This window comes from Hephaestia caeni (assembly GCF_003550065.1).
Taxonomy (GTDB): Bacteria; Pseudomonadota; Alphaproteobacteria; order Sphingomonadales; family Sphingomonadaceae; genus Sphingomonas; species Sphingomonas caeni_A.
Genome location: NZ_QXDC01000003.1, coordinates 726746 through 745790, shown reverse-complemented (window position 1 = coordinate 745790; position 19045 = coordinate 726746). Strand labels below are relative to the sequence as shown.

Annotated in this window: 21 protein-coding genes; 5 read left to right on the top strand and 16 right to left on the bottom strand. The window is 67.0% G+C overall.

Annotated features, from left to right (window positions below; genetic code table 11):
- The first annotated feature begins 41 nt into the window (after positions 1-41).
- Positions 42-2621 carry a type I DNA topoisomerase gene (gene topA, locus DFR49_RS12025; RefSeq protein ID WP_119035895.1) on the top strand — a complete coding sequence of 860 codons (2580 nt, stop codon included), beginning with the start codon at positions 42-44 and terminating at the stop codon, positions 2619-2621.
- Positions 2622-2751: 130 nt separating this feature from the next.
- Here the strand turns inward: topA and DFR49_RS12020 are convergent, their stop codons facing one another.
- Positions 2752-3048, bottom strand: a complete 297-nt coding sequence (locus tag DFR49_RS12020) for an SEL1-like repeat protein (RefSeq protein ID WP_119035894.1) — start codon at positions 3046-3048, stop codon at positions 2752-2754.
- A 70-nt stretch (positions 3049-3118) separates the two neighbouring features.
- Positions 3119-3973 (bottom strand): pantoate--beta-alanine ligase, encoded by an 855-nt coding sequence (gene panC / locus DFR49_RS12015; protein ID WP_119035893.1) that lies wholly within the window; start codon positions 3971-3973, stop codon positions 3119-3121.
- 80 nt (positions 3974-4053) lie between these two features.
- On the opposite strand from panC, the gene DFR49_RS12010 reads away from it, so the two are divergent.
- From DFR49_RS12010 to DFR49_RS11995, 4 genes are all read left to right on the top strand, one after another.
- Entirely contained in the window at positions 4054-4854 is an 801-nt protein-coding gene (locus DFR49_RS12010; RefSeq protein ID WP_119035892.1) for a division plane positioning ATPase MipZ, read from the top strand.
- Positions 4855-4869: 15 nt separating this feature from the next.
- Positions 4870-5148, top strand: coding sequence for a J domain-containing protein (locus tag DFR49_RS12005; RefSeq protein WP_119035891.1), 279 nt, complete (start codon positions 4870-4872; stop codon positions 5146-5148).
- A 51-nt stretch (positions 5149-5199) separates the two neighbouring features.
- On the top strand, positions 5200-6582 hold the full coding sequence (gene pgmG, locus DFR49_RS12000) for a phosphoglucomutase/phosphomannomutase PgmG (protein ID WP_119035890.1): 1383 nt from the start codon (positions 5200-5202) through the stop codon (positions 6580-6582).
- 231 nt (positions 6583-6813) lie between these two features.
- On the top strand, positions 6814-7569 hold the full coding sequence (locus tag DFR49_RS11995) for an exonuclease domain-containing protein (RefSeq protein ID WP_119035889.1): 756 nt from the start codon (positions 6814-6816) through the stop codon (positions 7567-7569).
- A gap of 133 nt (positions 7570-7702) precedes the next feature.
- Here the strand turns inward: DFR49_RS11995 and DFR49_RS11990 are convergent, their stop codons facing one another.
- The 14 genes from DFR49_RS11990 to DFR49_RS11925 all read right to left on the bottom strand — a co-directional run bounded on the left by DFR49_RS11990 (position 7703) and on the right by DFR49_RS11925 (position 19031).
- A complete protein-coding gene (locus DFR49_RS11990) occupies positions 7703-8470 on the bottom strand; it encodes a class I SAM-dependent methyltransferase (protein WP_119035888.1) in 768 nt (255 codons plus the stop codon).
- Between the two features lie 25 nt (positions 8471-8495).
- Positions 8496-11009 carry a DNA topoisomerase (ATP-hydrolyzing) subunit B gene (gyrB, locus tag DFR49_RS11985; protein ID WP_119036395.1) on the bottom strand — a complete coding sequence of 838 codons (2514 nt, stop codon included), beginning with the start codon at positions 11007-11009 and terminating at the stop codon, positions 8496-8498.
- A 69-nt stretch (positions 11010-11078) separates the two neighbouring features.
- Positions 11079-12425 (bottom strand): peptide MFS transporter, encoded by a 1347-nt coding sequence (locus tag DFR49_RS11980; RefSeq protein WP_119035887.1) that lies wholly within the window; start codon positions 12423-12425, stop codon positions 11079-11081.
- Between the two features lie 29 nt (positions 12426-12454).
- Positions 12455-12868, bottom strand: a complete 414-nt coding sequence (locus tag DFR49_RS11975) for a hypothetical protein (protein WP_342768471.1) — start codon at positions 12866-12868, stop codon at positions 12455-12457.
- Positions 12869-12930: 62 nt separating this feature from the next.
- Entirely contained in the window at positions 12931-13464 is a 534-nt protein-coding gene (locus tag DFR49_RS11970; protein ID WP_119035886.1) for a demethoxyubiquinone hydroxylase family protein, read from the bottom strand.
- Positions 13461-13946: a disulfide bond formation protein B gene (locus DFR49_RS11965; RefSeq protein ID WP_119035885.1), complete on the bottom strand. Its 486-nt coding sequence runs from the start codon at positions 13944-13946 to the stop codon at positions 13461-13463. The genes DFR49_RS11970 and DFR49_RS11965 overlap by 4 nt, the downstream gene beginning before the upstream one ends.
- Before the next feature lie 11 nt (positions 13947-13957).
- On the bottom strand, positions 13958-15337 hold the full coding sequence (locus DFR49_RS11960) for a S41 family peptidase (protein WP_119036393.1): 1380 nt from the start codon (positions 15335-15337) through the stop codon (positions 13958-13960).
- Positions 15338-15446: 109 nt separating this feature from the next.
- Positions 15447-16643: a murein hydrolase activator EnvC family protein gene (locus DFR49_RS11955; protein ID WP_119035884.1), complete on the bottom strand. Its 1197-nt coding sequence runs from the start codon at positions 16641-16643 to the stop codon at positions 15447-15449.
- A gap of 5 nt (positions 16644-16648) precedes the next feature.
- A complete protein-coding gene (locus DFR49_RS11950) occupies positions 16649-17071 on the bottom strand; it encodes a 23S rRNA (pseudouridine(1915)-N(3))-methyltransferase RlmH (protein WP_119035883.1) in 423 nt (140 codons plus the stop codon).
- A 10-nt stretch (positions 17072-17081) separates the two neighbouring features.
- A complete protein-coding gene (rsfS, locus tag DFR49_RS11945; protein ID WP_119035882.1) occupies positions 17082-17465 on the bottom strand; it encodes a ribosome silencing factor in 384 nt (127 codons plus the stop codon).
- Positions 17466-17479: 14 nt separating this feature from the next.
- Positions 17480-18094, bottom strand: a complete 615-nt coding sequence (locus tag DFR49_RS11940) for a nicotinate-nucleotide adenylyltransferase (protein ID WP_245968391.1) — start codon at positions 18092-18094, stop codon at positions 17480-17482.
- Complete coding sequence (locus DFR49_RS11935) at positions 18091-18378, bottom strand: type II toxin-antitoxin system RelE/ParE family toxin (RefSeq protein ID WP_119035880.1); 288 nt, start codon at positions 18376-18378, stop codon at positions 18091-18093. Before DFR49_RS11935 ends, DFR49_RS11940 begins: the two co-directional genes overlap by 4 nt.
- Positions 18375-18629, bottom strand: a complete 255-nt coding sequence (locus tag DFR49_RS11930; RefSeq protein ID WP_119035879.1) for a CopG family ribbon-helix-helix protein — start codon at positions 18627-18629, stop codon at positions 18375-18377. The genes DFR49_RS11935 and DFR49_RS11930 overlap by 4 nt, the downstream gene beginning before the upstream one ends.
- 57 nt (positions 18630-18686) lie before the next feature.
- Complete coding sequence (locus DFR49_RS11925) at positions 18687-19031, bottom strand: hypothetical protein (protein WP_119035878.1); 345 nt, start codon at positions 19029-19031, stop codon at positions 18687-18689.
- Positions 19032-19045 lie beyond the last annotated feature (14 nt).

The following is a 19045-nucleotide window of genomic DNA, read 5'->3' as shown; positions in this document are numbered from 1 at the left end:
CCATCTTCACGCGTACACACGAGAGAGAAAAGCCAGCCCGTATGCAGCTTGTCATCGTCGAATCGCCCGCCAAGGCCAAAACGATCGAAAAATACCTGGGCGGCGATTATCGCGTCCTCGCCTCCTACGGCCATGTCCGCGACCTGCCCGCCAAGGACGGCTCGGTGAACCCCGACGACGGGTTCGCGATGGATTGGGAAAATTACGCCGACAAGGCGAAGCAATTGAAGGCGATCACCGACGAGGCCAAGAAGGCCGATCGGCTGATCCTCGCGACCGACCCCGATCGCGAGGGCGAGGCGATTTCGTGGCACGTCCAGGAAGTCCTCGCCAAAAGGAAGGCGCTGCCCAAGACGGTCGATCGCGTCACCTTCAACGCGATCACCAAACAGGCGGTGACCGAGGCGATGAAGGCGCCGCGCGCGCTCGATACCGATCTGATCGATGCGTATCGCGCGCGCCGCGCGCTCGATTATCTGGTCGGCTTCACGCTCTCGCCGGTGCTGTGGCGCAAGCTGCCGGGCGCCAAATCGGCGGGGCGCGTCCAATCGGTCGCGCTCCGGCTGATCGTCGAGCGCGAGCGCGAGATCGAGGGGTTCAGCCCCCAGGAATATTGGTCGATCACTGCGCATCTGGAAGCCGACGGGCAAGGGTTCGACGCGCGGCTGGTGCGCTGGAACGGCGACAGGATCGATCGGCTGACGATCGGCGACGAAGCGCAGGCAAAGGCCGCGAAACAGGCGGTGCTCGACGGCAATTTCACCGTCGAGAGCGTCGAGACCAAGCCCGCGACGCGCAACCCGCCGCCGCCCTTCACCACCTCGACACTCCAGCAGGAGGCCGCGCGCAAGCTCGGTTTCTCGGCCAGCCACACGATGCGGATCGCGCAGGGCCTCTACGAGGACGGCGCGATCACCTATATGCGGACCGACGGCGTCCAGATGGACGGCAGCGCGATCTCCGCGGCACGCCGCGCGGTCGCCGATCGCTATGACGCGAGCTACGTGCCCGACAAGCCACGTCAATATCAGACCAAGGCCAAGAATGCGCAGGAAGCGCACGAGGCGATCCGCCCCACCGATTTCGGCAAGGATCGCGCCGGGTCGGGCGACCATGCGCGGCTCTACGATCTGATCTGGAAACGCGCGCTGGCGAGCCAGATGGCGTCGGCGCGGATGGAACGCACGACCGTCGAACTTGCCGAGGGAACCGGCCGCACCGCGCTGCGCGCGACCGGGCAGGTCGTGCTCTTCCCCGGCTATCTCGCGCTCTACGAAGAGGGCAGCGACGACAAGGGTTTTGTTGGCGGCTCTGGCCAACAGGCCGACGCCGCGGATGACGACAGCAAGCGCCTGCCGCGGCTGCGCGAGGGCGACAAGCCGGCGAAGAAGGGCGTCGATGCCGAGCAGCATTTCACCCAGCCGCCGCCGCGCTTTTCGGAAGCGAGCCTCGTCAAGCGGTTGGAAGAACTGGGGATCGGCCGCCCGTCGACCTATGCCTCGATCATCCAGGTCCTGAAGGATCGGGCCTATGTGCGGATCGAGAAGAACCGTTTCTTCGCCGAGGAATCGGGCCGGCTGCTGACGGCGTTTCTCGAACGCTTCTTCGAGAAATATGTGGCGTATGATTTCACCGCCGACCTCGAAGACGAACTCGACGATGTTTCGGGCGGGCGTGCGGCATGGCAGGCGGTGCTCGAATCGTTCTGGCGCGATTTCAAGCCCCGCACCAGCGAGGTGATGGATTTCAAGCCCTCCGAAGTGACCGCCGAACTCGATAAGTTCCTCGAAAACTACCTGTTTCCGGCCAATGCCGACGGCAGCGATCCACGCCTGTGCCCCAATTGCGGCGAGGGCCGGCTGGCGCTGCGCGGCGGCCGCTACGGCGCGTTCGTCGCCTGCTCGAACTACCCGGAGTGCAAATATACCCGCGCCTTCGCGCAGCCCGGCGGGCCGGGGGCGGAGGACAGCACCCCCGAAGCGCTCGGCAGTGATCCCGAAACCGGGCTGCCGGTCGAGCGCAAGGTCGGCCGGTTCGGGCCGTATCTCCAGTTGGGTGAGGGCAAGGAGGCCAAGCGCGCCTCGATCCCCAAGGATATGGGCGACCTCGATCTCGAGATCGCGCTCAAGCTGCTCAGCCTGCCGCGCGTGATCGGCAATCATCCCGAGACGGGGCTGCCGATCGAGGCAGCGATCGGGCGCTACGGGCCGTATCTCAAGCATGACGGCAAATATGCCCGACTGGGCTCCACCGCCGAGGTGTTTGAAACCGGCATGAACGCCGCCGTCGTCAAGCTCGCCGAGGCCGCCGAAAAGGGGCCGCGCGCGCGCGGCAGCCGCGAGCCGCTCAAGGTGCTCGGCAAGCATCCGCGCACCGAGGCGGAGATCAGGCTGATGGAAGGCCGCTACGGTGCCTATGTCACCGACGGCACGACCAACGCGACGCTGCCCAAGTCGATCGAGAAGGAAGCGCTGACGCTCGAGGAAGCGGCGCAACTGATCGATGCGCGCGCGGCGGCCGGGCCGGCGAAGAAGGGCCGCAAGGCCGCGAAAAAGCCCGCGGCGAAGAAGAAAGCGCCGGCGAAGAAGAAGGCCGCCCCCAACAAGGTCGCAGCGGAATAAAGGGAGACATCAGCGCCATATCCGTCACCCCGGACTTGTTCCGGGGTCCAAGGTGCCGCACACCGCGACCGTTATTTTCTGCGGCACGTTGGATGCCGGAACGAGTCCGGCATGACGATGGGTACCGGGCTCAGGCCGCGCGGCACTCGGTGGCGGTCAGCCATGCGCGCGCCTGGCGCTGGGCTTCGGCGATCTCGCGCGCGCTCATGTCCTCGGCGATTTCGGCGCGGCACATCTGGGCTTCCTCACTGCCGTGGACGGCAGCGAGATTGAACCATTTGTGCGCCTCGATGAGATCGATCGTCTCGCCGCCGGTGCCGGTCGAATAAAGGATGCCGAGATCGAAACAGGCGTTGCTGTCTCCACGCGCCGCATCGCGCAACCGGCTTTCCACCAGAAATTGTGCGGTCTTCAGGCTGTTGGCCATGATCAAACCCCCCAGGATTACCCCTTGCTCGGCAATCTGGCGGGATGGTTTCAACAAATGGTTAACGCGATTAACCCTGTTCGGGCAGGTCCACGGAAACATTGTCGATCAGCCGCGTGCCGCCGATCCGCGCGGCGGCAAGCACGCGCAGCGGCCGCGCGAGATCGGCCGAGGACTGAAGCGTTTCGGCATCGACCACCGTCACGTAATCGATCGTCTCATACCCGGCGGCGAGGATCATCTCGCGCGCAGCGGTGAGCGCATCCTCAGCGTCGACGCCGCGCCCGATCGCGCGTGCCGCGACGCCGAGCGCGCGCGGCAGCGCCACCGCGCGCAGGCGGTCCTCGTCGTCGAGATAGACGTTGCGCGATGAGAGCGCGAGACCGTCGTCGTCGCGCTGGGTGGGCACCCCGACGATCTCGATCCCGGTATCGAGATCGGCCGCCATCCGGCGAATCACCGCGAGCTGCTGGAAATCCTTTTCGCCGAACAGCGCGACGTCCGGGCGCACCAGATTGAATAATTTGGCGACGACGGTCGCGACACCATCGAAATGGCCGGGCCGCGCGGCGCCGTCGAGCACGTCGCTGACGCCCGAGACGGTGATCGTCGTGGAAAAGCCGGCGGGGTACATCGTCTCGGCGTCGGGCATCCACAGCAGGTCGATCCCCGCCGCCTTGAGCATCCGCACGTCGGCGCCCTCGCGGCGAGGATAGCGATCGAGATCCTCGCCCGCGCCGAATTGCGTCGGGTTGACGAAGATCGACACGACGATCCGGGTTGCAAGCGGCTTGGCCGCCTCGATCAGCGCCATGTGCCCGGCGTGGAGCGCCCCCATCGTCGGTACGAGCGCGATTCGCTCCCCGGCCGAAACATAGGCGGCGAGCGTTTCGCGCAGCGCGGGGAGGTCACGGATCGTCAGCACGCGTCACTATCCTTCGACAAGATCAGGCGCGCCATCTATGGGGAGCGAGCGGTTCGAGCAACATGGAGCGTTGACAGGCTTTGTCTGAAGGGAGGGAAAAGACGCACATCATCGTGTTCGCGAACGAAAAGGGCGGCACCGGCAAATCGACGACCGCGGTCCATGTCGCGATCGCGCTTGCCGCCAAGGGCGCGCGCGTCGCCGCGTTCGATCTCGACCACCGCCAGCGCACCACGGGGCGCTACCTCGACAATCGCGCCGCGACGATCGCGCGCACCGGCCGCGCGCTGCCGATGCCGATCCACGAAACGCATGACGGTGTGAGCGAGGACCGGTTCGAGCAGGTCTATGCCCGGCTTGCGGCTGATGCCGATTATCTGGTGATCGACACGCCGGGCCGCGACGATCATTTCGCGCGCCTTTCCGCCACGCGTGCCGACACCCTGGTCACCCCGATGAACGACAGCTTCGTCGATTTCGATCTGATCGGGCAGGTCGACCCCGACAGCTACAAGGTGACGCGGCCGAGCTTCTATTCGGAGCTGATCTGGGATGCGCGCAAGGTGCGCGCGAAATCGGACGGCTCGACGATCGACTGGGTCGTGCTCAGGAACCGCCTCCAGCATATCGAGGCGCGCAACATGCGGCGCGTGTCGGAGGCGCTGGGACAGCTCGCCAAGCGCGTCGGCTTTCGCATCATTCCGGGGCTGGGCGAGCGGGTGATCTACCGCGAATTATTCCCCAAGGGGCTGACGATGCTCGATTCGAAGGATTTCGGCGACATGGGGCTGAGCCACGTCGCGGCGCGGCAGGAACTGCGCGAGATGATGGCGGGGCTCGCGCTGCCCGAGCCGACGATCCCGATGTTCGCGACCGCCTGAGGTGAGCACGCGCGCATGATCCTCAAGCTCCTGATCTCGCTTCTGATCGGCTATCTCGGCTGGCGCTGGTGGAAGGGCCTGCCCCGGCGCAAGCCGGCACGGCCGTTCGCGCCGGTGTTCGACGAGGCCGAGGCGCGCGCAGTGCTGGGGGTCGATGCCGATGCCGATGCCGATACGATCCGCGCCGCGCACCGACGGCTGATGGTCGCCCTCCATCCCGATCGCGGCGGCTCGACCGAGCTTGCGCGGCGCATCAACGTGGCGCGCGATACCCTCCTCGCGCGCCGCGATTGAACTTTATCGGCGCTGACCGATTAGGCGAAGGGTTCGACCCAAGGAGTTTCCATGACCCACCGTTTCGATCCCACCAGCCTTCGCGAATACGACATCCGCGGCATCGTCGGCACCACACTGGGGGCCGCCGACGCGACCGCGATCGGGCGCGGCTTTGCGACCTGCGTCCGCCGCGCAGGGGGGCGCCGCGTCGCGGTTGGTTATGACGGACGCGTTTCGTCGCCCGAACTCGAACAGGCGCTGATCGAAGGGCTGACGGCATCGGGCGTCGACGTCATCCGCATCGGCATGGGGCCGACGCCGATGCTCTATTACGCCGAGGCGACGCTAGAGGTGGATGGCGGCATCCAGATAACCGGCAGCCATAATCCCGCCGAGTATAACGGTTTCAAGATGGTGTTGCAGCACAAGCCGTTTTTCGGCGACGACATCCAGAAGCTCGGCACAATGGCGGCCGAGGGCGATTGGGACGAGGGCGTGGGCGAAGTCTCGTCGGCCGATATCGTCGATGCATATGTCGACCGGCTGATGGTCGGCTATGCGGGCGGCGCGTACCGGATCGGGTGGGACACGGGCAACGGCGCCGCCGGCCCGGTGATCGAGAAGCTCGTAAAATTGCTCCCGGGTGAGCACCATACGATCTTCACCCAGGTGGACGGTCATTTTCCCAATCATCATCCCGATCCCACCGAAGAGAAGAATCTGGCCGATCTGAAGCGGCTCGTCGCGGACAAGAACCTCGATTTCGGACTGGCCTTCGATGGCGACGGGGACCGGATCGGCGCGATCGACGGCGAGGGCCGCGTGATCTGGGGCGATCAGCTTCTCTCCATTCTGGCGGAGCCTGTGCTGCGCGAGGAGCCCGGCGCGACGATCATCGCCGATGTGAAGGCCTCGCAGATGCTCTACGATCGCATCGCCGAACTGGGCGGCGAGCCGCTGATGTGGAAAACCGGGCACAGCCTGATCAAGACCAAGATGCGCGAAACCGGCGCGCCGCTGGCCGGCGAGATGAGCGGCCACATCTTCTTCGCGCACGATTATTACGGCTTCGACGATGCGCAATATGCCGCCGTCCGCCTGATCCGCGCGGTGCATATGATCGGCAAATCGCTGACGCAGATCCGCGGCGAGATGCCCAGCCTCGTCAACACCCCCGAAATGCGCTTCCAGGTCGACGAACCGCGCAAATTCGCGATCATCGACGAGGTGCTCGATCGGCTCGAGACCGCGGGGGCGGAGGTCAACCGCACCGACGGCGCGCGCGTGACCACGCCCGACGGCTGGTGGCTGCTGCGTGCGTCGAACACGCAGGACGTGCTCGTCGCGCGCGCCGAATCGCATAGCCAGCAAGGGCTCGACCGGCTGGTGGCGCAAATCGACGATCAACTCGCGCAATCGGGCGTCGCCCGCGGCCCGCAAGCCGGGCATTAAAGCTTCCTTCACTTGCGTGGAGGCGGCCCCGGCCCGCTCCCCAACCCCCTTCCCAACGGTGGTATACTGAATGGGAGGTGGGGTGTAGGAGCGGGCCGGGGCCGCCGCCGTTTCAGTGCCACTGAAACGGCCTACAATCGATAAGGGCTTTTGCGCAGCCGCGAGAATGGCGTTTCTTGCGACCCGCGCGAATGGGGTGGCAATCGCGCGCCGACGCGCCCATTTAGGGGCATGTCCTCGCGTCAGATCATCCGCGTCGTCGATCTCGAAACCACCGGATCGGCACCGCCCGCGCATGGCGTGTGCGAGATCGGCTGGCAGGACGTCGCGCTCGGCGAGGACGGTCGCTGGGCGCTGGAGGGCGAGGGCGGATCGATCCTCGTCAACCCCGGCCGCCCGATTCCGCCGATCACGCAAGCCGTGCACCATATCCTCGAAGAGCAGGTGGCCGATGCGCCGTGGTGGCACGATATCGCGCGCCAGGTGCTCGATCCGTGGCCGCGCCGGCTTGCGCTCGCGGCGCACCGCGCGGATTTCGAGCAGCAATTCTGCACCCCGCCGCTGACCCACGGCGCCGACTGGATCTGCACGTGGAAATGCGCGCTCAGGCTATGGCCCGATTCGCCCAGCTTCTCGAACCAGGTGCTGCGCTACTGGCGCAAGCCCGAGGGGCTGGTGCACGAACGCGGCCTGCCCGTTCATCGCGCCTTTCCCGACGCTTATGTGACTGCGCACCATCTGCGCGACATGCTGGGTGAGGCGAGTCTCGCACAATTGCTCGAATGGTCGCGCCTGCCCGGGCTGTTGCCGCGCGTGCGCAGCGGCCCCGATCGCGGCAAGGACTGGCGCGAGATCGACGAGGACGTGGTCGAGGGCTTCACCTACGATCGCGACCCCGACGTCCGCTACACCGCCGAACAGGAACTCGCCCGGCGCCACGGCGGCGGCGCGGTCGGCCGCCAGACGGTGCAGGGCGCGCTGCTTTAGGCCCGAGTGCGGCCACCGCCACACCTCCCCCCGTCACCCCGGACTGGTTCCGGGGCCCAACGGGCCTCGAGCGCTACCGCTCGTGGAGGGTTGGATGCCGGAACCAGTCCGGCATGACGATGCTGGGGTCAACCTATTCCGCGGGCTTGCGGAATTTGTAGATGAACTGGTCGGTCGTTCCGCGCACCTTGGGATCGAACACCTTGAGCGTGTGATCGTCCTGCGCGTTGGCGAGCACCGGGCTCTCGCTGACGAACTCGAAGCCGGCGCCGACGATCTGCTGCTTGACGATCGCGGGATCGATCCGGTGCAGCGTATCGGTGTCGCGCAGCCCCGATCCGGCCTCGGCGGCGTGATCGATCACGACATAGATGCCGCCGGGCTTGAGCGCCGCGAGCACGCGCTTGTCGAATGCTGTCAGCGCGTTGGCGCCGCCGTTATTGGCGATGTCGTGATAATTCTGGACGGTCCAGAACAGGTCGGCATCGGCCGGCAGCGGCTGATCGGGCGCCAGCGTCTCGGCGGTGACGTTGGCGAGGTTCTTCGCCTTGAGATCGCTCAAGCCCTGCGGAGTCTTGCCGTCCCTGTCCGGCCAGATCGCGTAGACCTTGCCCTCGGGCCCGACGACGCGAGTGAAGATCCGCGACCAATAGCCGCTGCCGGGGATGTAATCGATCACCGTGTCGCCCGCCTTGACGCCCGAGAATTCGAGCGCCGCGGCGGCTTGCCGGCGGGCATCGTCGCCGGCCTGATCGGCGCGTGCGGGATCGGCGAGCGCCGCCGTGATGGCGTCGGCCGCTGCTGCTGCCGGCGTTGCGACATTGTCGGTGGTCTGCCCCGTGCAGGCGCCGAGCGCGAGGATCGCGCAGGCGGTGACGGTGGCGATGGTCGGCAGCTTCATGGGGCCCCTCCTGATTTTTCCGTGATTACACGTCGAGATTGGCGACGCTGAGCGCGTTCTCCTGGATGAATTCGCGACGCGGCTCGACGATATCGCCCATCAGCCGGGTGAAGATCTCGTCGGCGATATCGGCCTGCTCGATCGCGACCTTGAGCATCGAGCGGTTGGCGGGATCGAGCGTGGTTTCCCACAATTGCTCGGCGTTCATCTCGCCCAGCCCCTTGTACCGCTGGATCGATAGCCCCTTGCGCCCCGCCGCGAGGATCGCGTCGAGCAACTGGCTCGGCCGGGCGACGAGGCTCTCGCCCTTGCTCGTCCTGAGCGACGTCGCCGCGCCGCCGGGGATGCCCTCGCCCTCGCGCGCGCCTTCGTCGTCATCGTCGCTCGCCTCGGCGGCCGCGGCGCTGGCGCGGACCAGCTTGGCGGCGGCGGTGTAGCTGTCGGCCTGTTCGGCGGCGAGGCCGTGGAGCTTGCGCGCCTCGGCCGAGACGATGAAGCTCGCCTCGACGATATGGTGGTCGGTCACGCCGCGCCACAGCCGTTCGAAATGATAGCCGCCTTGCTCGGTCGCCGAGACCGTCCAGCGCGCATCCTCATCGCCCTGGTCGAGCCGGCGGGCAACTTCCGCCGCGCGCGCCAGCCGGTTGTCGCGCGTCGCCTGTGGATCGAGCGCGCCGGCCATCGCCAGCGCTTCGATGATGACCGGATCGTAGCGTCGCGGCACATAGTGCATCAGCGTGCGCATCCGCCGCGCGTGATTGACGAGGTGGCGCAGATCCTCGCCCGAGCGCGCGCCGCCGGTCGTCTCGAGCATCGTCGCCGCGACGCCGTTTTCGACCAGATAATCGTCGAGCGCGGCATCGTCCTTGAGATAGACTTCGCTGCGCCCGCGGGTCGCCTTGTAGAGCGGTGGCTGGGCGATATAGAGGTGCCCGCGTTCGATGATCTCCGGCATCTGCCGATAGAAGAAGGTGAGCAGCAGCGTGCGGATATGCGCGCCGTCGACATCGGCGTCGGTCATGATCACGACCTTGTGGTAGCGCAATTTGTCGATGTTGAAATCGTCGCGGCCGATGCCGGTGCCCATCGCCTGGATGAGCGTACCGATCTCACGCGACGATAGCATCCGATCGAAGCGCGCGCGTTCGACGTTGAGGATCTTGCCGCGCAACGGCAGGATCGCCTGAAAATGGCGGTCGCGGCCCTGCTTGGCCGAGCCGCCCGCCGAATCGCCCTCGACGAGGAACAGTTCGGACTTGGCGGGATCACGCTCCTGGCAATCGGCGAGCTTGCCGGGCAGCGAGGCGATGTCCATCACCCCCTTGCGCCGGGTGAGGTCGCGCGCCTTGCGCGCCGCCTCGCGCGCGGCGGCGGCGTCGATGACCTTCTGCACCACCGCCTTGGCCGACGCCGGATTCTCCTCGAGCCATTCCGCCAATTTGTCGGCCATCAGGCTTTCCATCGGCTGGCGCACTTCGGAGGAAACGAGCTTGTCCTTGGTCTGCGACGAGAATTTGGGATCGGGCAGCTTGACCGAGACGATCGCCGACAGCCCTTCGCGCATATCGTCGCCGGTCAGGTTGACCTTCTCCTTCTTGAGCAGTCCCGATTTGTCTGCATAGGCGTTGATCGTGCGCGTCAGCGCGGCGCGGAACGCGGCCATGTGCGTGCCGCCGTCGCGCTGCGGGATATTGTTCGTGAAGGCGAGGACGTTCTCGTAATAGCTGTCGTTCCATTCGAGCGCGACCTCGATACCGATATCGTCGCGCTGGCCGGTGATCGCGATCGGATCGGGGAACAGCGGCGCCTTGGTGCGATCTAGCCATTTGACGAATGCGGCGATCCCGCCTTCGTAATGCAGCTCGACTTCTCTGCGCTCCTCGCTGCGTTCGTCGGCGAGGACGATGCGGACGCCCGAATTGAGGAAGGCAAGTTCCCGATAGCGGTGCTCGAGCTTGTCGAAATCGAATTCGGTGATCTTGAAGGTCTCATGGCTCGGCAGAAAGGTGACGCGCGTGCCCTTCTTGCCCTGGGCCGGCCCGACGACCTTGAGCGGCGCGACCGCGTCGCCCCGCTGGAAGCGCATGAAATGTTCTTCGTCGTGCCGCCAGATCGTGAGGTCGAGGAAATCGCTCAGCGCGTTGACCACCGACACGCCGACGCCGTGCAGCCCGCCCGACACCTTGTAGGCATTGTCGTTGCCCGCATTGTCGAATTTTCCGCCGGCGTGGAGCTGGGTCATGATGACCTCGGCCGCCGAGACGCCTTCTTCCTTGTGGATTCCGGTCGGGATGCCGCGGCCGTTATCCTCGACCGAGACCGAGCCGTCGGGGTTGAGCGTGATCAGGATGCGATCGCAATGCCCGGCGAGCGCCTCGTCGATCGCGTTGTCGGAAACCTCGAACACCATGTGGTGGAGGCCCGATCCGTCGTCGGTGTCGCCGATGTACATGCCCGGCCGCTTGCGAACGGCGTCGAGGCCTTTGAGCACCTTGATGGATTCGGCGTCGTAATCTTTTTGTTGGGGGGTGTCGGTCATGCCGGTCATATAGGGATTAACGGCCTTGAGCGAAAGCAAAATGGGCCGCTTCGGCGGGCCTGAACTACGTCACCCGCCCGGCGTGAGCGCGCGCGTCAGCGGCCGGTGGACGGCGAGGATGATGAGCGCGCCGGCAACGCCGATCGCGGCGTCGAGCAGCCAGAAGGCGGTCGGCCCCAGCGCTTCGTAATAGCTGCCTACCCACCCCATCGCGACTGAGCCGACGAATAGCGAGAGGAACGCGCCACCCATCAGCGTCGCGTTGACCTTGGGCGGCGCGGCCTGCGAGATCAGCGCGAGCAGGGTGGGCCAGAAATAGAGAAAGGCGACCCCCATCCCAGCGAAGGGCAGCACCGCGAACCACGCGGGCACCCGACCCGGCAGATAGAGCGCGGAGGCGAGCGCGAACAGCGCCGCCGATGCCCCAGCAAGCGCCGATCCGATCGCGATCTTGCCGATATCGCCCGGTTCGCGCCCGCGCCGCGCCTGCCAGCGCCAGTACGCGACCAGTGGCGGCACGGCGACGATGCTGACGAAGGCGTCGATCGAATTGAACCACGACGCCGGGATCGCGCCGATCGGGGTCGCCAGCGAGGCGTGCTGATCGGCCCACAGGATGCCGACGTTCCAGATCATCGGATAGGCGATGTTGGGCAGCACCGTCAGCGCGATCACCCCGATCAGTACGCGGGTGCGGCGGCGCTCGGCGGCGGTCATCGGCGGGTGGACGATGCGCGTCGCGGGGCCGCGATCGGTGGGCAGGTGGCGGACCCCGGCGAGATAGGTCAGCATCGCGACGAGCATGAACGCGCCCGCGGTGCCGAAGCCGATATGCCAGCCGAACCGCGCCGCGAGCAGCCCGCACACCAGCGGCCCGGCGACCGCGCCGACATTGATGCCGGCCGAAAAGATCGTGTAGCCTTGCGTCCGCCGCGATTCCTCGGCCGCCGGATAGAGCCGCCCGACCTGCGCCGAGATATTGCCCTTGAGCGCGCCCGATCCGAGGATGAGCAGCAGTAGGGCTACGAAGAAGCTGCGGTCGAACGCCATCGCGATATGGCCCGCGCTCATCAGCGCCGCGCCCAGGATCACGGTGTTGCGCGTGCCGAGCCAGCGATCGGCGACGAACCCGCCGATGATGGGCGTGAAATAGACCAGCCCCGAATACCAGCCGAAGATGATCGAGGCGAGCGCCTGATCCGCGACACCCGGCCCGAGCCCAAGCATTCCGCGCACCGCCGCCAGCCCCACGACATGCTCGACATGCCCCGGCAGAAAGAGCTGCTGGACCATGTAGAGCACGACCAGCGACGTCATGCCGTAGTAGGAGAAGCGCTCCCACGCTTCGGTGAAGACGAGATAGGCGAGGCCGCGCGGGTGGCCGAAAAATACGCGATCGTCAGAAGCTGCGGTCATCGTCCCCCCAAACACGGCGCCGCGCGCGTCTACGGCGTCTGCCGTTCCTCCGCCGCGCGTTCGCGATTCTCGCGCTTGGCGCGGCGGGCCTGCTGTGCGTAGCAGCCGGTCGCCCCGCCCACGCCCACCGCCGAGCAACTGCCGATTCCCGAGCCGCCGGTTTCGAGCACCGCCTCGTTGTTCTTCACCCAGCTTTCGTTCTCGGGCGTGATCTTGAGTTCACGCAATTCCTTGGGGATGCGGAACTGCTCATCGGCGTTGCGGCGCTTGCAGACGACGATCTCGCTGCCGTTCGAATCGGTTGGGCATTTCTGGTCGCCATAGATCACCAGCACGCCGTTTTGCGCCGCATTCTGCGCGGCGGCCGGCGTTGCCGCCACGGTCAGACCGGTGCCGGCGACGACGATCGCGATCAGCCCCTTGCCGATGAATCGAGCCATCATTGTCCACTCCTTTGGCCGTCATCAACGCATGAAGCGGCGGACTTGTCCATGCGCTGAACGGGTCAGATCCGTTTCGCGGTCGCGATCGCGATCCGGCAGCCGAGGCGGATCAGCCCACTCATCAGCGGATAAGCAGGTGCGCGTTCCGCGCCGCTGGCCAGTGCGGTATCGCGGTGTTCGAGTTCCTCGGCCCGGAATTCCGCGATCGCCGCCGACAGCTCGGGATCGTCGTCGCCCAGCGCGTCGAGCTGTTCGCTATAATGTTTGTCGATCTCGGTTTCGACCGCCGCGGTGCAGGCCATCGCGGCTTCGGGGCCGATCGCCGCGGTGGCGGCGCCGAGCGCGAAGCCGGCGACGTTCCAGAACGGTTGGAGCAGGGTCGGGCGCGCGCCGCGACGCGCGATCATCGCGTCGAAGAACGCCTGGTGGCGATCCTCCTGCGCCGCCATGCCCGCGATCGATCGCGCCATCGGCGTGCGATCCCCCATCACCGCGAGTTGGCCGGCATAGATGCGCGTCGCGCCGTATTCGCCCGCCTGATCGACGCGGATCATCGCCTCGGTCACGGGTTTGCGGTCGCCGGGCTTCCAGCTCATATTCGCGGTCTCCGCTGACGCATCAGTACGAGGATCAGACCCGCGCCGGCCAGCGAAAAGAGTGCGTTGAAGCCGGCGAGCGAGATGCCGAACAGCGTCCATTGCGCGGTGTCGCAGCGCACCAGCGGCGCGTTCATGATCTGCGCCAGCACGTCGTCACCGGTGCCGGAAAAGGTCGCGGTGCATGCCGTCGCGCCCGCCCACCAATGATATTCGACCCCCGCGTGATAGACGCCGATCGCCCCGCTCAGTGCGATCGCGACCGCGGCCAGCCCGACCAGCCAGCGCTGGTTGACGCGCCCCGGCACCGCGAAGGCGAGCAGCGCCAGCACGATCGCGGCATAATGCGGCCAGCGCTGCCAGTGGCACATCTCGCACGGATAGAGCCCGAAGAAGAGCTGGCCGATCCACGCGCCGCCGACCAGTGCTGCGGGCAGCAGCAGCGCGATCCAGCGCGCGGGGCGGAGAAAGGTTTCGCCCATCGCGCGGGGGCTCAGGGTTTCTTCTTCGGCGTGGCGGCCTTGGCGGCGGCCGGCGCGGGCGGCTTCGAGCTGGCCGCGGCGACCTGTGCCGGGCCGCCGAGCCGGGCGATCGTCTTGACCGCATATTCGAGCTGGAAGTCGTCGACGCCCTTCTTTTCGAGATCCTCGGCGGTCGCCGAAAAGCGCGGATCGTCCTTGGTGTCCTCGGTCAGGATCGGGTCGTCGGCCTTGACCTCGTTGATCAGGTGGCGGCGCAGGTCGTTCTCGCGGAACACCGGCCGCGTCTTGTAATCGGGGTCGCTCAATTGCGGCACGGCGACGTCGGGTACGATCCCGCCTTCCTGCACCGATCGGCCCGAGGGCGTGTAATAGCGCGCGGTCGTCAGCCGCAGCGCCGATTTGGGGCCGAGCGGCAGCAGCGTTTGCACCGATCCCTTGCCGAAGCTGCGCTCGCCCATCACCAGCGCGCGATGCTGATCCTGGAGCGCGCCGGCGACGATCTCGGAGGCCGAGGCGGTGCCGGCATTGGTCAGCACGATCAGCGGCAGGCCATGGGTCAGGTCGCCCGGAATCGCCGATTCGCTGTAATAGCGCTCGATATCGGTCGCCTCACGCCCGCGCTGCGACACGATCTCGCCGTGATCGAGAAAGGCGTCCGACACCGAAATTGCCTCGGTCAGCAGGCCGCCGCCATTGTTGCGCAGATCGATGACATAGCCGAGCGGACGATGGCCGAGCGCCTTGTCGATCGCCAGGATCGCCGCCTTGGTGTCGGCGCCGGTCGATTCGGAGAAGGTGTTGATGTTGATCACGCCGACATCGCCACGCACCTCCCATTTGACCGGCTTCTGGACGATCACCTCGCGCGTCAGCGTCACCTCGATCGGCTTGTCGCGGCCGGGGCGCACCAGCGTCAGCGCGATCTTGGTGCCGGGCTTGCCGCGCATCAGCTTGATCGAGTCGTCGAGCGAGGAGCCGTAGATCAGCTTGCCGTCGATATGGGTGATATAGTCACCGGCCTTGATTCCGGCGCGATCGGCGGGGGTATCCTCTTGCGGCGCGATGATCTTCACCACGCCGTCTTCCTCGGTCACCGTCAGCCCCAGGCCGCCGTAATTGCCCTCGGTCTGGATCCGCAGATTTTCGAAATCGAGCGCGTCCTCATAGCTCGAATGCGGGTCGAGCGAGGCCAGCATGCCATCGATCGCGCCCTTGATGAGCTGTTCGTCGGTGACCTTGTCGACGTAATTCGCCTTCACCCGGTTGAAGACGTCCATGAAGGTGTCGAGTTCGCGGTAGCTTTGGGTATCGACCTCGGCCATCGCGCTGGTCGCGGCGGGAACGAGAGCAAGCGCGCCGACGATCGCGGTGGCCTGGAGAAGGGAACGCATGGGCACGCTGATCTTCCGATAGACGACGGATTCCGCCACGATAACGCCTTTCGCGCGGGCGAGCAAAGCAAAGTCGCCGAGAATCCGCGGCCTGCGCCGTGCGCCGGGATCAGCCGAGCAGCGCGGTGAGGTCGATCGGGCGGCCCTTGCGGCGCAGCTCGACCGTGATGCGCGGGGTGGCGCCGTCGTGCGCGGTGCCGGCGCGGCCGATCGGTGCCCCCTGCACCACGCTGTCGCCGGGGCGCACCGCCAGTGTGCCGATCCCGGTGACGAGCGTGGTCCAGCCGCCGCCGTGATCGATGATCACGATCGGGCCGTAATCGCGGAATGCGCGGGCGTAAGCGACCGTCCCGGCAGCGGGCGCGGTCACTACCGCGCCGTCGGCGGCGTCCAGCGTCAGCCCGCGTGAGCGGATGCCCGCCGCCGATACCGCGCCGAATCCGGTGACGAGCTGCCCGGTCACCGGGAGGCGATAAGGCGCGTCGGCGGCGGTCCAGGGCGGCGCATCGAGCGTCGAGGCGACCTCGCCTGGGCGCGGCGGCCGGGGTTCGGGGCCGGGCAACGCGGCGAGCGCGGCGCGGGTGCCGGCGTCGTCGCGCGCCTGATCCATCAGATCGACCAAGGCGCGCGCGCGTTCGCCGAGCGCGATCGAGCGATCCGATGCCGCGAGCGCGCCGCGGCCCAGCGTGCGTGCGCGGGCGCGATGCGTCGCTTCGAGCCGGGCGAGCGCGAGCCGGCGCTCGTCGAGCCGGCCGCGCGCCGCCTCGAGCGCGGTGAGCGCGGCGGCGGCATCGGCCTCGAGCGCGCGCGTATCGGCAAGGTCTCGGCGCACCGCGGTGGTGCGCGCCCGGATCACCGGTGTCACCGAGCCGAGCACCGCGCGGATATGGACCATGTCGTCGACCGATCCCGGCTGCGCGACCGCGACGATCGCGGGCCGCGCCGCCAGCGATTGCAGCGCGGCGAGCAGCCGGACGACCGGGCCTTGCCGCGCGGCGAGCCGGGCGCGCTGCCGGTCGAGCGCGGTACGGACGATCGCGGCACGCGCCTCGGCGGCGGCGATGTCGGCTTCGGCGGCCTGGAGGCGCGCGACCGTCGCGGCCTGCTCGGTGCGTGCCCTCGCGGCGGCGTCGCGCTGCGCCGCGGCCTCGGCATCGAGGCGTAGCGATCGCTGTTCGGCGGCGGCCGAGGCGCGGCGTGCGTCGGCGAGGCGCTGTGCGTGCGGGCCGGCGGCGGGTGCAACCGCGGGCGGTGCGGCGATCGCCGCGCCTGCAATCCCGATCGTGGCGATCATCCAGCCGCGCATGGCGGCTATCCTTCGCGGTGATAGGGGTGGTTGGCAAGGATGCTGGTCGCGCGCCACAATTGCTCGGCGAGCATCGCACGCGCAAGCAGGTGCGGCCAGGTCGCGCGGCCGAATGAGAGCAGCAGGTCGGCCCCGGCCCGCTCGGCATCGTCGAAACCGTCGGCGGCGCCGATCAGGAAGCGCACCTCGCGCACGCCGTCGTCACGCCAGCGACCGAGCGTCGCGGCGATGTCGCGCGACGGCAGCACGGCGCCGGTCTCGTCGAGCAGCACCAATCTGGTGTGTGGCTCCAGCGCGGGCATCTTGCCGCCGGTATCGGGCAGTTCGGTGATCTTGAACGGCCATGACAGCCGTTTGGCGTAGCGCTGGACGAGGTCCGCCTCGGGCCCGCGACCAATGCGGCCCCTCGCGACGATGTGGAGCAGCATGGTGCTTCAGCTAGGCGGCACCGGCCGGCGTATCGCCGAACGCCCACATCCGTTCGAGATTGTAGAAGCTGCGCACTTCGGGGCGGAACAGGTGGATGATGACGTCACCGGCGTCGATCAGCACCCAATCCGCGGTCGGCAAGCCTTCGATCCGCGCGGTCTGGCCGGTCTCGGCCTTGATCTTCTCAGCCAGCTTGGTCGCCATCGATGCGACCTGGCGCGTCGAGCGACCGCTTGCGATCACCATGTGATCCGCGATCGAGGATTTGCCCGCGAGCGGAATCGAGATCGTGTCGACCGCCTGGTCGTCGTCGAGCGAGGCGAGGACGAGCCGATGCAGCGCCGCGCCACCTTCGGTGTCGGGCGTACGCGGGACGGAAACGGGTGCGGGCAAGGGAACTCCTGGGTTTAGGGTGCGTCGGGGGCTCGGCGCGGCAGGAAACGGCGCTGCCACGCGGGGTCGGCCTCTCTCAGCCGGGTCGCGGAAGTCGGATCGGGGCGAAAGCGCAACAGCACGAGCGCCGGCAATCTCCACGTCGTCCAGTGTCGAGCCGTGGCCGCGGGATGGACGAAACGCCGCAACCAGTGCATCGCGGGCGCGCGATACGCCGCGCGATCATATCCCGGTCGCGCGATCACCGCAATCGGCATCATCCGCGCGATCCGCCGCCAGTCGCGCCAGCGGTGGAACTGGGCGAGATTGTCGCCGCCCATCAGCCAGACGAAACGGTGATTGGGGTAGCGCCGCACCAGCGCCACGAGCGTATCGACGGTGTAGCGCGTGCCGAGCCGGGCTTCGATGTCGGTCGGGCGGATCGGCGCGTGGCGGCTCATCGCCCGCGCCGAGGCCAGCCGGACGGCGAGCGGCGCCATGCCGGCTTCGGGCTTGAGCGGGTTGCCGGGTGAAACCAGCCACCAGATTTCATCGAGATCGAGCGCGTCGATCGCCGCAAGGCTGATCGCCCGATGCCCCGAATGCGCCGGGTTGAAGGAACCGCCGAGCAGGCCGATGCGGCGGTTCACGGTTCTTCGCGCCAGTTCATGCGGGCGTGGTAGACGCGCAGGATTTCGATGTGATCGGCGGCCGGGCGATAGACCAGAAGGTAGGGCGTGCTCGCGACGCGCCATTTACGTGCCTTCTGGCTGTCGAGGGGCGTGCCCGCGTGCGGTACGGTCAACAGGAAGGACGCGGCGGCCTCGATCTTGGCCGCGACCTCCTCTGCCGATTCGAGCGAATAATTCGCCCAATAATCGTCGATCGCCTCAAGATCGCCGTTGGCGAGCGGCGTCCAGACGATGCGGCTCATGCTGCGTGACGCTTCATCCGGCGGGCGCGGAGATGCGCGAAAACCTCTTCCTGCGGGATGAGTTCGCCGCGATCGGCGGAATCGATCCCCGCCTGCACGAACGCGAGAAACGCGGCCTCCTCTTCGGCCATGCGACGAACGGCTTCGGCCGCGAACCAGGAGCGGCTTCTCCCCTGCGCGGCCGCGATCCGGTCGACCAATGCCAGTGTGTCGGTATCGACGCGCGCGGTGATGACCGACGTCTTGCTCATGTATCGAATGTATACATCCGATACATTGGTGTCAATCTTGCGGGTCGAGGAGGTAGATCAGTCCGTCACGACCCAAGAAGCGACCTCTTGCGAGAGATAATGGCGAAGCGCGCCGTATCGGAGCAGATTCTTCCGGCCGTAATGAAAGCTGATCAGCAATCTGCCGGTCAAGGCGTAGTCGTTGCACAACCAGTCAACGCCGCTCGCCGTCTGAACCATCGACATTTCCTGGCACATCCCCATCCAGGCGGTCTGGGCATCCATGGAATTCCTGAAGGTTGCCGGATCGGCACGGAAAAGGTCGAACATCGGTCCGGTTCCGAGCCTCCAGACACCCGTTTTTGGATAAACCTCTACGGTCGCGCCGGAATAGCGGCCTTGATGTGCGATCAGGTCGTCCATCAATGGGTGGAGCC